16 protein-coding genes are annotated in these 14,467 nt (G+C 50.2%); 15 read left to right on the forward strand and 1 reads right to left on the reverse strand.

Translation table 11 applies throughout. The features are described 5' to 3' along the window. The first annotated feature begins 20 nt into the window (after positions 1-20). The 15 genes from ACFSUC_RS06710 (at position 21) to ACFSUC_RS06780 (ending at position 14,061) form a co-directional block, all read left to right on the forward strand. Entirely contained in the window at positions 21-2,381 is a 2,361-nt protein-coding gene (locus tag ACFSUC_RS06710) for an endonuclease MutS2 (protein WP_379928746.1), read from the forward strand. 50 nt (positions 2,382-2,431) lie between these two features. Next, positions 2,432-2,869, forward strand: a complete 438-nt coding sequence (locus tag ACFSUC_RS06715) for a DUF350 domain-containing protein (RefSeq protein WP_379928747.1) — start codon at positions 2,432-2,434, stop codon at positions 2,867-2,869. Between the two features lie 127 nt (positions 2,870-2,996). Further along, positions 2,997-3,515: a hypothetical protein gene (locus tag ACFSUC_RS06720; RefSeq protein WP_379928749.1), complete on the forward strand. Its 519-nt coding sequence runs from the start codon at positions 2,997-2,999 to the stop codon at positions 3,513-3,515. Positions 3,516-3,705: 190 nt separating this feature from the next. Then, positions 3,706-5,013 (forward strand): MFS transporter, encoded by a 1,308-nt coding sequence (locus ACFSUC_RS06725; RefSeq protein WP_379928928.1) that lies wholly within the window; start codon positions 3,706-3,708, stop codon positions 5,011-5,013. A gap of 76 nt (positions 5,014-5,089) precedes the next feature. Further along, positions 5,090-5,365: a hypothetical protein gene (locus tag ACFSUC_RS06730; protein ID WP_379928750.1), complete on the forward strand. Its 276-nt coding sequence runs from the start codon at positions 5,090-5,092 to the stop codon at positions 5,363-5,365. Positions 5,366-5,609: 244 nt separating this feature from the next. After that, on the forward strand, positions 5,610-6,101 hold the full coding sequence (locus ACFSUC_RS06735; RefSeq protein WP_379928751.1) for an Lrp/AsnC family transcriptional regulator: 492 nt from the start codon (positions 5,610-5,612) through the stop codon (positions 6,099-6,101). A gap of 14 nt (positions 6,102-6,115) precedes the next feature. After that, positions 6,116-7,315, forward strand: a complete 1,200-nt coding sequence (locus tag ACFSUC_RS06740; protein ID WP_379928752.1) for an aminotransferase class I/II-fold pyridoxal phosphate-dependent enzyme — start codon at positions 6,116-6,118, stop codon at positions 7,313-7,315. Between the two features lie 201 nt (positions 7,316-7,516). Then, the gene (locus ACFSUC_RS06745) at positions 7,517-7,798 is read left to right on the forward strand and encodes a Spo0E family sporulation regulatory protein-aspartic acid phosphatase (RefSeq protein ID WP_379928753.1); all 282 of its coding nucleotides are present in this window, start codon (positions 7,517-7,519) and stop codon (positions 7,796-7,798) included. Between the two features lie 150 nt (positions 7,799-7,948). Beyond that, on the forward strand, positions 7,949-8,521 hold the full coding sequence (locus ACFSUC_RS06750) for a hypothetical protein (protein ID WP_379928755.1): 573 nt from the start codon (positions 7,949-7,951) through the stop codon (positions 8,519-8,521). Between the two features lie 2 nt (positions 8,522-8,523). Then, on the forward strand, positions 8,524-9,090 hold the full coding sequence (locus tag ACFSUC_RS06755; RefSeq protein ID WP_379928756.1) for a cob(I)yrinic acid a,c-diamide adenosyltransferase: 567 nt from the start codon (positions 8,524-8,526) through the stop codon (positions 9,088-9,090). Continuing rightward, on the forward strand, positions 9,087-10,019 hold the full coding sequence (locus ACFSUC_RS06760; RefSeq protein ID WP_379928758.1) for an RluA family pseudouridine synthase: 933 nt from the start codon (positions 9,087-9,089) through the stop codon (positions 10,017-10,019). Before ACFSUC_RS06755 ends, ACFSUC_RS06760 begins: the two co-directional genes overlap by 4 nt. Before the next feature lie 12 nt (positions 10,020-10,031). Next, a complete protein-coding gene (locus ACFSUC_RS06765; RefSeq protein WP_379928759.1) occupies positions 10,032-10,394 on the forward strand; it encodes an arsenate reductase family protein in 363 nt (120 codons plus the stop codon). A 67-nt stretch (positions 10,395-10,461) separates the two neighbouring features. Next, on the forward strand, positions 10,462-11,658 hold the full coding sequence (locus ACFSUC_RS06770) for an aminotransferase class I/II-fold pyridoxal phosphate-dependent enzyme (protein ID WP_379928760.1): 1,197 nt from the start codon (positions 10,462-10,464) through the stop codon (positions 11,656-11,658). 88 nt (positions 11,659-11,746) lie between these two features. Continuing rightward, positions 11,747-12,994, forward strand: coding sequence for an ROK family protein (locus tag ACFSUC_RS06775; RefSeq protein WP_379928761.1), 1,248 nt, complete (start codon positions 11,747-11,749; stop codon positions 12,992-12,994). A gap of 134 nt (positions 12,995-13,128) precedes the next feature. Continuing rightward, positions 13,129-14,061, forward strand: coding sequence for a 5'-3' exonuclease (locus ACFSUC_RS06780; protein ID WP_379928762.1), 933 nt, complete (start codon positions 13,129-13,131; stop codon positions 14,059-14,061). Here the strand turns inward: ACFSUC_RS06780 and ACFSUC_RS06785 are convergent. Next, positions 14,058-14,360, reverse strand: a complete 303-nt coding sequence (locus ACFSUC_RS06785; RefSeq protein ID WP_379928763.1) for a hypothetical protein — start codon at positions 14,358-14,360, stop codon at positions 14,058-14,060. The genes ACFSUC_RS06780 and ACFSUC_RS06785 overlap by 4 nt on opposite strands. Between the last annotated feature and the right edge of the window lie 107 nt (positions 14,361-14,467).

The following is a 14,467-nucleotide window of genomic DNA, read 5'->3' on the forward strand; positions in this document are numbered from 1 at the left end:
AGCAGCAAGGAGGCTTCTACATGAATGAGAAAATATTAAAAACACTGGATTTTCCTCAAATCCTTGAGCGTCTGCAAGCTTATGCAGCGACCTCCTTAGGGAAGGAAGAAGCCAGTCAGCTTCGTCCCTCCACGGATATTCAGGATGTACAGCATAGATTGCAAGCCGTATATGAAGCGTTGCAGGTGATTCGATTGAAGGGCATCGCGCCGTTTGGCGGGATCACCACCGTGTCGCCTTCCCTGAAAAGAGCGAGAATTGGCGGCATGCTGAACAGTACAGAATTGATCGACATCGCGACAACCATCTATGGAGCCAGACGATGCAAGCAGCACCTGATGGCAACAACGGAAGAACAGGATATTCCGATCCTTGTCCATCTGGCTGAGCAGGTGAATGATGAGAAAGCACTAGAGCAATTAATCAAAAGCTGTATTGATGATCACGGTGAAGTGATGGATCAGGCATCGCCTGAGCTTCAGCGCATTCGCAGAGAGCGAAGAGGCGGAGAAGGCAGAATCAGGGAAAAGCTGGATCAGATGATCAAATCCCCGAATACCTTGAAGAAACTGCAAGACGGGATCGTGACGATTCGCAATGACCGCTATGTGTTGCCCGTCAAGCAGGAGTACCGCGGAGACTTTGGTGGCATTGTCCATGATCAGTCTGCCTCCGGGGCGACGTTATTTATTGAGCCTGAGGTCGTCGTCACCCTCAACAACAAGCTGCGTGAGTTGAAACTGCAAGAGGAACGGGAAATTGAGAAAATCCTCAGACAACTGACAGCCCAAGTGGCGGAAGAGGCAGATTTTCTCCAGCTGAATGAGGATATGATGCGTCAGCTTGATTTTATCTTTGCCAAAGCTGCCTACGGACTGGCTGAGCGCGGCTCTATTCCGAAGGTCAATAGTGAGGGCTATATTCGGCTGAAGCGAGCCAGACACCCGCTTATTGGCAAAGAGGATGTCGTCCCGCTCCATCTGGAGCTTGGGGAAAGCTATAGCTCGATTATCGTAACAGGACCGAATACCGGGGGGAAAACCGTCTCCCTGAAAACGGTAGGTTTACTCACACTGATGGGGATGTCGGGGCTACTGATTCCGGCAGAAGAAGGCAGTGAGCTTGCCGTCTTCGACGGGGTTTTTGCCGATATCGGGGATGAGCAGAGCATTGAGCAGAGCTTGAGTACCTTCTCCAGCCATATGACCAACATCATTCGTGTGCTGAAGGACATGACCTCCAACAGCCTGATCTTGCTCGATGAGGTGGGTGCAGGAACCGATCCGACGGAAGGGTCGGCCCTGGCAATTTCCATTCTGGAATACATTCATCGTACAGGCTGCCGACTGATAGCGACCACCCACTATAGTGAGCTGAAGGCGTATGCCTATAATCGGGAAGGGGTCATCAATGCCAGTATGGAATTCGATGTCCATACACTCAGTCCCACCTATCGTTTGCTCGTAGGTATCCCGGGTCGAAGCAATGCGTTTGCCATTGCAGAGCGACTCGGACTGGACCACGGCATTATCGAGCATGCACGCTCACAGCTGAACGAAGACAGCCAGCAGGTGGAGAGTATGATTGCCTCACTGGAGGAAAATCGGATATCGGCAGAATCAGAACGGCTGACAGCTGAACAGCTTCGCGGGGAGATGGAGCTGCTTAGGGAACAGATGGAGCGCGAGCAGGAGAAGCTGGAACAGGAAAAGCACAAGGTACTGGAGAAAGCCCAGCTCGAAGCGAGAGAAACCATTGCCAAGGCGAGACAGGAAGCGGAGAAGATCATTTCCGAGCTGCGAACGCTGGCGATGGAAGAGCGTACTTCCATCAAGGAACACAAGCTGATTGAAGCGAAGACAAGGCTGAATCAGGCTGAACCGGCGCTGGCCTCAGCTCCCGCCAAAAAGCGGAAGAATACAGATCGTGTGGGACCGGGTGATGAAGTTTATGTACACAGCTTCGGGCAGCGGGGTCATATCGTCGAACTTAGCGGGAAGTCTGAAGCATATGTCCAGCTCGGCATTATGAAGATGAAAGTAAAGCTGAAGGATCTGGAGAAGATCAAAGGTGCGCCAGCTTCGTCATCCAGACCACCTCAACCTTCGGCTATGGTCAAGAGGAGCAAGGACGAGCATGTCAGAAGTGAGTGTGATCTGAGAGGGACCACACTGGACGAGGCCATCGTGGAAGTGGATCAGTTTCTCGATGACAGTCTGATGGCTAATTTGAATCAGGTCTACATTATTCACGGTAAAGGAACGGGCGTCCTGCGCAGCGGCATCTCGGATTTTCTCAAGAAGCATCGTCACGTCAAAGGCTACCGACTGGGTAATTACGGAGAGGGCGGAACCGGCGTGACCGTGGTAGAATTAAAGTAAGAAGGATTCAGACAGGACAGGCAGGGGCATGGGAGCAAGGAGGGGAAGGCATGGATCGGGATATACTCGTGGATCAGTTGGATGCATTGCTGCAACATGCATTCATGGAAACACTCGCTTATTTTTCTGTAGCGGTTTTGGCGCTCATATTGTTTTTGGCCTTGTTTGAGATGGTCACCAGGTATACGACCTGGACCCAGATCAAGGCAGGGAATGTCGCAGTGGCCATGGCCGTGAGCGGAAAAATATTTGGCATTTGCAATGTGTTTCGCTATGCCATTGAGCTGAAGAATGATTCGATGTATGTGGCGTTTGGCTGGGCATCCTATGGCTTCGTGCTCCTGCTCGCTGCCTATTACATCTTTGAGTTTCTGACACCGGTCTTCAAGGTGGATGAGGCGCTCGAACAGGACAACCGGGCGGTCGGCTTTATTTCCCTGACCTTGTCTGTAGCCCTGTCGTACGTCATCGGAGCCAGTATACATTAACGGAATCCCAATAGTGGAGTGATGGGTTATGAAATATTTATGGGGAACTTTGTTTGCTATCGCCGTGATTTTCATTGTGGTGGGCATTGTTTATTTTGTGAGAAATGCGTAAGGAGGAACGGCCGGCATGAGTGAAGTATGTCCATGGTGTCAAAGTGAGCTGGTATGGGATGAGGAAATCGGACCCGAAGAGGTCTGTCCTTTTTGTGAAAATGATCTGAGAGATTACCGTACCGTTCGTCTCAGCTCGGATGAAGTGCAAGAAGAGACGATTGCAGCAAAAAAGGCAGAAGAGGAAGAGCAATGGGACGAGGAAACGATGGCTCTGCTGGAATCGCTGGAAGTGGATCAGCAGACTGAAACGGTGGATCAGTATGATGAAGGTATTCAGCAGCTCCTGATGGAGCAGGAAGAAGTGCTGCTCTGCAACAGCTGTCAAAGCGAGATGATCTGGGCGGGAACCGAAGAGGTCAAGGCTAAGCGGTTCAACCCGCGTCAAATGGCGGATGGAACCCCTCTGGTTGCACTACCCTTTCGGAAGGATATTCATCTCTGTCCGCATTGCTTCGAATTGAAGGAAGTGATGAACCGGGAGGATCGTCTCAAAAGTTTACAGCAGCTTGCCCGTCATACAGACAAGCCATAACAAGCATCAACTGCAAAAATCCAGTCAATTACGGGTAAATAGGGATACGTTCTAAGGCATAGGCAAGCTTGCACAAGGCTAGACAAGTGCTAACAAGCAAGCGCGAGCGCAGGGAATCAAGGAATGAAAACAGGGATTTGGGGAAGCTTATGGGAAGTTAACTTCTCAACGTGAGGAAAAGGTGAAACGGATGTCAACCGGTTCCAAGCCGAAACAGCTTCCATTTTTGTTTGTTCATCATGCCCCGCATGGGGAAGCGAAGGAGCCGAGCAAGCGAGCGGAGCAATCCTTTGACAGGCAGGCGATTCTGCTGCTGACTGTCCAGGGTCTCTATGCAGCAGCGACGGCTCTTTCCATTTTGTTTGTGAATGTGTTTATATGGAAAATCAGCAAGAACTATGCCCTCATCGGCTGGTTTGCCCTGACCCAGCATGTGTGCGGGACGCTGACCTTTTTTCTGGCTGGGAAATGGGTGAAGCAATGGAACAAGATGAACGTACTGCGTGCAGGCATTGCACTTTCTGCCCTGCAGTATCTCACGATCTTGCTGCTCGGACAGCAGGCGGCCCGTTATGCGCTGTTGATCGGAGCTCTGCAAGGTATATCTGCTGGTTTCTTTTGGCTAGCCTTCAATGTGGTCTATTTTGAGATTACCAATCCGGGAAACCGGGACCGATTCAACGGCTGGGCGGGTCTCCTGGGTTCTACAGCGGGGATGATTGCGCCTTGGGTGTCAGGTGTATTGATCAGTCGTTTGGGAGACCGAGGCTATACTGTTATCTTCTCTGCGTCCCTCGCCATTTTTATCCTTGGTGTGGCGATCAGTTTTTTTCTGAAGAAGCGCGAGGCACAGGGGCAATATGAATGGTTTTATGCGTTCAGACAGCTCTCTTCATCCAGATCACCATGGAGACCTGCCTTCATGGGGCTTTTTTTTCAAGGCATTCGGGAGGGCGTCTTCATGTTTCTGGTCGGTCTTCTGGTCTATATCGTGACGAAGGATGAATTTCGACTTGGCACGTACTCTTTTATCACTTCTGCAGTCGCGCTGGGCAGCTTCTGGTTAATCGGCAAGCTCATTAAGCCCGTCTCTCGCAATACCTATTTACTCCTGGGTACGGTGGCCCTCAGTCTAGTGATGACTCCGTTATGGGTGGAAATGAACTATGCCATGCTGCTCGTATTCGGAATCGGAACGGCTATCTTCTTCCCCATGTATATCATCCCCATCACTTCTTCCGTGTTCGACCTCATTGGTCGAGACGAGCAGGCGGTGGCGCATCGGGTAGAGTATGTGGTGCTTAGAGAGGCAGGATTGAACGCAGGCCGGGTAGCAGGGACCATCCTGTATATCGGCTTTGTCGTCTGGATCGGCACCGAAAAGCATATTCCGTTTATCGTATTTCTGTTGTTGATAGGCAGCTCTCCCATTTTTAGCTGGTTTTTCATTCGACGACTTTCCCGCTATTTGCAGCAGGGAAAAAATACCGCAAATTAGAGGTTGAATAAATATACATTTTGATGTATATTTATTTTGTATCACAGATTGCGATGAAGGAAGGATGAACAGACGGATGATGCTTTCATATGAGAGATTGAATATACAGGAAGTAAGTCAGGAACAGCGCGAGACGATGCCGACCGGGGACTACGTCATGGGTGTATACGATGGAGAGACCTTGATTGCTTACGGTGCATTGAATTTGCAGGGCGATCATGCGATCATTCAGAGCAAGACGCTGCAGGAAGAGTTATACAAGCACCGGAATGTCATGCGTCCGATGTACCGTTTGCTGGAAGCGGAGTGCAAGCAGCAGCAAATCCGGCATATTGAATACCAGGGACAGTAATGCCAGTTACAGAATTGCAAGCAGCCACACCACCTCAGCCGATTCGTTAGAGCTGAGGTTTTTTGCTGTGTCTGTCCGTGACCGTCTATCCATCACTCCTTGCGGACCCGATTTCAGGAGCTGCGCAGCATGCCGGAGAACAGCAGCAGGTGGCATTTGCGGAAAAGCCTTTTGCGGTCATTCACAATTCATTGTAATATGGAGTATAATGCAAAAAAACAAACAGGTGCGGAGGTGTCTTTTCATGAATCCATTACATTCAGAAATTCTAGATATATTGAAAGAAGACGCGAAGAAAAGTGCAGCGGTTATTGCGACCATGCTGGACCGAGCGGAAGAGGAAATCGAGCAGGCGATTGCGGATATGGAGAAGGACAACATCATTGTGAAGTATGCAACCGTTGTAAACTGGAGCAAGGTGGCCTCCGACAAGGTAACCGCACTTATTGAAGTTCAGATTACACCAGAGCGGGGCAGAGGCTTTGACGCCCTGGCGGAGCGAATCTATCTGTACCCGGAAGTGAAGGCGGTCTATCTCATGTCCGGTTCGTATGACCTGCAAGTGGAGATCGAGGGGAAATCCTTGCACGAGGTCGCTTCATTTGTCTCGAACAAGCTGTCTACCCTCGAATCTGTGATCTCGACCAAAACGCATTTTATATTGAAAAAATACAAACAGGACGGCATTATCTTTGAAGATCATCAGGATGATCATCGGATGCTGGTCAGTCCATAAAGGTGTGATTGGAAATGAAGACGGAGCGCGAAGAGCAGAAGCAGTCCTCCATGCAGGACTATGTGAACCCGCTGGTACGCAATATTCCGCCATCGGGCATACGACGATTTTTTGATTTGGTTAGCGGGAGCAAGGATGTCATCTCGTTAGGTGTGGGGGAGCCGGATTTCATTACTCCCTGGCACATCAGAGAGGCCAGTGTCTATTCGCTGGAGCAGGGCCGAACCGCCTATACGCCGAATGCCGGGATTCCGGAATTGAGAGAGACGATCTCCAGCTATCTGCAGGAGCAGTTCAAGCTCCAGTATGATCCGGAGAAGGAAGTGCTTGTGACGGTCGGCGGCAGTGAGGCCATCGATCTCGCGCTGCGGACCCTGATCAGTCCCGGAGATGAAATTCTGGTTCCGGAGCCAAGCTATATCTCCTACTCGCCGATTTGCCGGATCGGGGGAGGCGTTCCCGTGCCGATTGAAACGTTTGCCCGTGATCAGTTCAAGCTGACACCGGAAGCGCTGGAGGCACAGATTACCCCGAAGTCCAAGGTATTGATCCTCTGTTACCCGAGCAATCCAACTGGAGGAATTATGACCTACGAGGACTGGCTGCCGATTGCCAAGCTTGTGGAGAAGCATGATCTGATTGTCATTTCGGATGAGATTTATGCCGAGCTGACGTATGGTACGAGGCATGTCAGTTTTGCAGCCATGCCGGGCATGCAGGATCGAACGGTGCTGGTAAGCGGCTTTTCCAAGGCCTTTGCGATGACAGGTTGGCGAATGGGCTATGCCTGCGGTCATCCTGATCTGATTCAGGCCATGCTGAAAATTCATCAATATACCGTCATGTGTGCGCCGGTGATGGGACAAGTGGCGGCAATGGAAGCATTGAAGAACGGTCTGGAGGAAAAGGACCGGATGGTCGCCTCCTACAATCAGCGCAGACGTCTGGTGGTCAAGGGCTTCCGTGATATTGGACTGGCCTGCCATGAGCCCCAGGGTGCGTTCTATGTCTTTCCATCGATCGAGGCCACGGGACTGAGCTCGGAGGAATTTGCGCAGCGGTGCCTGAAAGAAGCGAAGGTAGCAGTTGTACCGGGTCATGTGTTTGGCATTGGCGGAGAAGGATTTATTCGCTGTTCATATGCGACCTCCACCCAGCAGCTTCAGGATGCTATACAAAAAATTGGAGAATTTGTCAAGCCATTTTTACGTTAGTGAAACCCCCCTTTACGAACGTTATGGAATTCCTTATTCTGTAATAGTGTAAATTTTCCAAAGTCATCCACGCAACTTGTTCTAGACAATTGGAAGCAGTTGTCCTATAATGAAAATATTACTTTACAAATGTTAACATTATAGCCTGTGAATGTGTTTGCAAGGGGCATGTGGAATTTTCGTATGAAAGGGAGGGGTAAGATGATCGCCGTGGAATATAATCGACTGAACCACTATTTCGATACGATGATTGCCGAAAGAAGTCGTTTAAAAACCAATGATCCCAAGAAAGATACCTCATCTCCTTCTAAGTTGATGACACTGGAAGAAGAAATTCGGATGCTGCGTAAAGAGATGGAGCTTGCCGTCATGAAGGAGAATTCCTTCACGTCGGATTTGGTCGTCCAGATCAGCTGCCTGCTGGATGTGAAAATAAACGAATATATGAAATGCAAGAAACAGCATAAAGTAAAACCTTGCTAATGACGGAAAACGTCGGATTAAGCTTGCATATACATGTTTTTTGAGAAAACGTCGTGCGAACTATGGCATGGCGTTTTTTTCATGCTTCAATTTTGCTATCATAGAGACGTAGAGAAACGAGTTTATGGACCAGGAAAGGAAGAACAGCGCTTGAGAAAAATGTGGTGGTATACAGCATGCGTAGTGCTGCTTGGTAGTATGTGGCTGATGACGGGCTGCAGCAGCGAGAATAAAAGTGAGCAATTGTCGGTTTTTGTGTATCCGAAGCAAGGTATTCCGGAAGGATTTGCGGATGGGTTGGCACAGCAGCTTGAACAGCGGTTGGATTTGCAAGGTCGGGAGCTTCGTGTCGCCGGACCGAGTATTTATAATGAAGTGAAGCTAATGGTAGAGGTCGCGGCAGGTGACCACGATCTATTCATTGTGAGCAAGGAGGACCTGACCCGATTTATGCAGTCAGGAGATGGATTCCCGCTGGAAGACTGGTTTTCTCAAGAAGATTATCCCGACGGCGTTGTGGAGAGAGTCAAGATGAATGAACAGACTGAAATGATCCCAACCGGCGAAAAGCATCTGTATGGCTTGCCTGTCCATGAGAGCAAGCTGATCATAGAGGCGGGCAAGGAAGGGGACGAGCCCTGGTATGCATTCATCGTCCCGCAGGCTGATCCGATGGATCTGGTCGAAGAAACGTTGAAACTGCTCGCAGAGAAGGGGGAATGAACATGAAAATCTATACGCGGACAGGTGATGAAGGGCAAACCCACATCATCGGAGGAAGAGTAGCCAAGAATGATGCAAGAGTCGAAGCCTACGGCACGATTGATGAGCTGAACAGCTTTGTAGGTCTAGTCATCAGCCAACTGGATGAGAAAGTCATTTCCATGAAACCGCAGTTGATAGACATTCAGCATGAGCTGTTTGATTGCGGGGCAGATCTGGCAGCGGTTAAACCGGGCCCGAAGGGCTATAAGGTGCATGCAGAGATGACTCAGCAGCTCGAGCAATGGATTGATGCTTATGAAGCGGAAAATACACCGATTACCCGGTTTATTTTGCCGGGTGGAACAGCGGTATCTGCTGGGCTGCATGTGTGCCGAACCATATGCCGCAGAGCGGAACGAAGTGTGGTGGCGCTGGCAGCAGAGAAGGAGATCAATACGGAAGTGCGCGCCTATCTGAATCGGTTGTCAGACCTGTTCTTCGCGATGGCTCGTGCCGCAAACTTGCGTGCAGGAGAAGAAGATGTCTCCTATGTGCGTAGCGCAGAGGTGTTCAGAAGAGACTCATGAACAGCCGATACTATCCCCCCATCGTCTATCAGATCAGTGAGCAGGAGGAAGGCTGGAGTGTAAAGGCCATCCTCCATCACAAGATGAATCTGTCGCGCAAGCTGGTCTCACGGCTTAAATATACGGAACAAGGTATTACATTAAATGGACGGCGGGTGTGGACCAATACGAAGGTAACCGCAGGGGATACCGTTGAGATTCGGATGGTAAAAGAGCAGTCTGACGATATTCTTCCCCAGCCCATCCCGCTGGATATCCTCTATGAGGATGATTCCCTGCTCATGGTAAACAAGCAGGCAGGCATCATCGTCCATCCGACACTTGGGCACTACAAGGACACCCTGGCCAATGGGGTCGTTCATTATTGGCAGCAAAAAGGAGAAAGCTATCGCTTTCGTCCGGTGCATCGACTGGATCAAGATACCTCAGGGGTCATCTGTATCGCCAAAAATCCATATGTGCAGCAGGCCATCCAGGAACAGATGCATGCCTTTACGGTACATAAACAATACCTGGCTGTTGTCAGGGGGAGACTGCCTCGTCCACACGGTACCATCGATGCGCCGATTGAACGGGACCCGGAAAATCCGCATTACCGCATGGTGATAGCCGAAGGGGCGCGTGCAGTGACACGCTATAAAGTACATCAGGCAAGTGAAGAAGCCTCACTGGTGCAGTTGCAGCTGGAAACCGGACGAACCCATCAGATACGGGTTCACATGGCCCATCTCGGGCACCCCTTGATCGGGGACCCCCTTTATGGTGATCCCGATCTCAATCTTCGCTACGAGATCGACAGGCAGGCTCTGCATGCCGCAGAACTTGGGTTTGAGCATCCCGTTACGAAAGAACCGTTGTTATTCCAGGCTCCGCTACCGGCAGATATGAGGGAGCTGTTAGATCGTTTGTCATTTACCATTTCCGATTAGGAGGATACCCGTATGACGTTAACCATTTACCATTACCCATCCTGCAGCACCTGCCGCAAGGCGATCAAGTGGCTGGAGGAGAACGGCCACCCATTAAACAAGATTCACATTGTCGATTCGCCACCGACCAAGGAGCAGCTTCAAGCCATTCAGCTGGGTGCAGGCACGGAGCTGAAAAAACTGTTCAATACCTCAGGTCAGCGCTACCGGGAACTGAATATCAAGGAGAAGCTGCCGAATCTGTCCGAAGATGAGCAGCTTGACTTGCTGGCCTCGCATGGCAAGCTGATTAAGCGACCGCTCGTAACCGATGGACATCAGGCGACCATTGGCTTTAAGGAAGCACAATATGAGCAAGTATGGGGTAAGGGATAAACCCTGCTCAAGGTGCAGAAGGATACAGGTAAAAGAGAGAGGACAAAGAGACGGGAGAGGAATAAGGATGAAGAAATGGCGCTCAAGCCGACTGGACAAGATGGGCTCGGCGATCTTTGCCGAAATGGAGACATGGAAAGAGCAGGCGAAGATGAGAGGACATGATATCATCGATTTGGGTATCGGTAGTCCTGACCAGCCACCGTCTGAGGCAGTCATGCTTACATTGGCTGAAGCAGTACAGGAAGAGCGGCATTATGGATACCCGTCCTCCCAGGGGAGTCTGAAGTTCCGGGAAGTGGCTTGTCAATGGCTTCAGCATCGCTTCGGTATTCACATGGATGCGCAGCGGGAAATTGTGACGCTGATGGGCTCACAGGACGGTCTGGCCCATCTGGCTCTATCTATCACAGATCCAGGAGATGTCGCCCTCGTTCCCGATCCTGGGTATCCCATTTATGAAGGAAGTCTGGTTTTGGCTGGCGTGGAGGCGTACAGAATGCCGTTGAAGGAAGTCAATCAGTTTTTGCCGGATTTCGATGCCATTCCGGATGCAATACGTTCACGGGCCAAGATGATGATTCTTAATTTCCCGAGCAATCCGGTTGCAGCGACTGCAGATCGGGCATTTTACGAAAAGGCCCTGCAATTTGCGAGGGAACATGAGATTTTGCTCGTGCATGATGCAGCCTATTCAGAGATGGCGTTTGACGGGTTTCGCCCCATGAGTATTTTTGAACTGGATGATGCATACGATCATGCGGTAGAGTTCCATTCCATGTCGAAGAGCTTCAATATGGCCGGGTGCCGAATTGCTTTTATGGTGGGTTGTGAGCCTGTGATAGAAGCGTTGAAAGTAGTGAAATCGAACATTGATTATGGGGTGTTTGAACCGATTCAGATTGCGGCCGCTGCTGCACTCGAAGCAGATATGAAGCAGCCATTTTCAGTAGGACGATTGTACGAGGGCAGGCGAAATGCACTCGTTGATGGATTGAGGCGGATCGGATTTTCCCTGGAAATGCCGAAAGCTACGATGTTTGTATGGGCGAGAATTCCAAAAGGATGGACATCTCGACAGATTTCCCGGGAAATTTTGCTGCATACCGGTGTCGTGGTCATCCCTGGTGATGCCTTTGGCGAACAGGGCGAAGGCTATGTACGCATCGCGCTCGTTCAGCCTGAAGAGGTATTGCATGAGGCGACTGCACGCATTGGCACATTTTTGCAGGGTGGAACAAATTCCCTTTTCGGATTACAATAGAGTGAGAAGACAGAATCTTTTCCAAACAGCTGCTAGGGCGTAACGACATGACATGGCGGCTGTTTTCTTTTGTCAGGAGGCGGCAGCAGTGATTCGGATTGAAGAGCGGATTGCAAATAAAAAGGCGAAGGAAATTTATGAAATTTTACGCAAACAGCATATCGTATCCAAGCAGCAGCTGCTGGAACAAAGCACGCTGACCGTCAGCACCCTGACACGAGTTTTGGAGGATTTGCACAGCAGCGGCTGGATTGAAGAAGTCGGTTTTGGGGATTCAACAGGTGGCAGAAGACCTATTTTGTACCAGCGTACAGCCAAACAATGCTATGCGTTCGGTCTGGATATTTCCCGGATTCATACGAAACTGGTTTTGTGTGACCTGCATTATACCAAATATGACACGCAAACATGGGCGGTCACCACAGACACGTCGCCAGACATTCTCATCCGGGAAGTTGTGGGAAGAATTAAAGTCATGATGGAGAAACACCAGCTTAGCCATGATCAGATTCTGGGTCTTGGCATCGGCGGGGTCGGCCCCGTAGACCGTCATCAGGGAATCATGATGAACCCGATCTATTTTCCAGCTGAGGGCTGGGAGCATGTTGCGATTACAGAAGCGCTGGAAGAACAGCTTGCGTTTCCCGTGCTGCTCGACAATGGGGCCAATACGGCGCTCCTGGCTGAATACTGGTGCGATCGCGAGAGCAGGCTGGATCATATGCTGTACGTTCACGTAGGAACCGGACTGAGGAGCTCCGTGATATCGGAAGGGAAAATTGTATACGGCGCAGTCGACATGGAGGGGGCGGTCGGTCAGATGATCATTCAGACCGATGGACCGCCGCCGAGAGATCCGAAAGGAAACTATGGCTGCCTTGATTCCTATGTATCGGTCTATGCGATTGAACAGCAGGCCAGAGCAAGATTGAAGCAGGGGCGTACCAGTGTGCTCAGTCAGTGGGTGAAGCGGCCTGAACAAGTTCAATTTGCGCACTTGCTGCAAGCGCTCCAGAAAAACGACGAGATGACCAAGGAAATCTTTGTTCAGGCAGCGGTCTATTTGGGGATTGGTTTGGCCAATCTGATTCATATCTTGCATCCTGAGCGCATTATACTAGGCGGCCCGCTTGGCAACAGCAGCACGTTGTTTTTTGAAACGGCTGTGGAGAGCGCCAAACGTCACTGTTATGACCATCCTGATTACCAGGTGGATTTCACAAGGGGATTGCTTGGAGAGGAAGCACTGGCCACAGGCGCTGCTATTCTCGTGATGAATCGATTGACACAGCTTCCAGCAAACCCCCAGACCAAAGAGGAACAGGCTATGTTATGATATACGCAGCTTGTGAACCACTATAGACTCGGACAAAATACAGAAGAACGGTAGTTAGAGAGTCGGACAGGAAACGATAGGGAATTCAGTAATGAACAGTACGAAAGTCTTAAATGAGGAAAGGGAGGATTTCAATGAAACAGATCGAGATGATGCAGGACGAGCATGTCATGGCAACGGAAAATCATCAGCCGTCTGTCTTGATCATTGACAGCTTTGCGCTGTTATTTCGAGGATTCTACGCGATGGCGATGTCAGGAAATTACATGAAAACCTCATCCGGCCTATATACAAATGGTATCTACCAATTCACCAAGTACATGCTGCATGCGATCGAGACGTTCAGTCCTACCCATGTTGTCTGCGCGTTTGACATGGGGGCTTCCACATTCCGCAATGAAATGTACGGAGCGTACAAGGCCAATCGTGATGCGCCGCCTGCTGAGCTGATCCCCCAATTTGACAAGCTGTGGGAACTGGTCGAAGCATTTGATATCCCTTGCATCGGTGTGAAGGGATATGAAGCCGATGATGTGATTGGCACTTTGGCGAAGCAGTATTCCGCCAGCGGAACGTCTGTGAATATTTTGACCGGGGATGGAGATACGCTGCAACTGATCAATGCGCACACCCGTGTGTCCTTGATGAAACGAGGATTTGGAAACTATGAGACCATTGATCTCCATAACCTTGAGGAAAGCAGAGGCATACGCCGACCGTCCCAGATTATTGACCTGAAGGCTTTGATGGGGGATGCATCAGACAATATCCCGGGTTGTCCGGGTGTGGGACCGAAAACCGCGCTCAAGCTTATTGCCGAATATGATTCATTGGATCAGGTATATGCCCATATCGACGAGATAAAAGGGAAGCTGAAGGAACGCTTGATTGCACATCGGGAACAAGTCTATCTCTCGTATGAACTGGCTTCCATTATGACGGATGTGCCTTTGCAGTGTGAGCTGGATCAGTGCCAGTACAGCTGGAATCAGGACAAGCTGATTCCGAAACTCGAGGAATTTGAATTCAAATCCATTATCCGATCTATTATGAAAGGCATCGCTTAGGAGCCTGAGGTGTCGGCTACGTGTTCATCCTCTGTTTCTTCCTGCTTCGTATGCGTATGATGACCGGGCGGGTACTGACGCGGAAGCTCGGCATGCAATTGTCGATTCTCATAGGCAAATCGGTTAGGCGGACGCTGGTCTGCGCGCCAGGGCGTGCTTTTTCCGAGTGATTCTGTTCGCAAGGTGGAGGCATAAGGGCCTTCTGGAAATTCTTCCGGGATGGTATCATTGCGCTGTGATTCGACTGTCGCGACATCGGTATAGGAACTTCGCCTTTCTCTTACGAATCCATCTGCCATGTTCGTGTATTCCTCCTTGTGCTAAACGTGAATGTGCGCGGGGAGTGAGCTTTTACACCTCATGATCGTGCAAAGGCTGCGCTGAGGGAATTGCTTATAGCTTGTAC

Origin of the sequence: Marinicrinis sediminis, from assembly GCF_042685085.1 — a bacterium.
GTDB lineage: Bacteria > Bacillota > Bacilli > Paenibacillales > KCTC-33676 > Marinicrinis > Marinicrinis sediminis.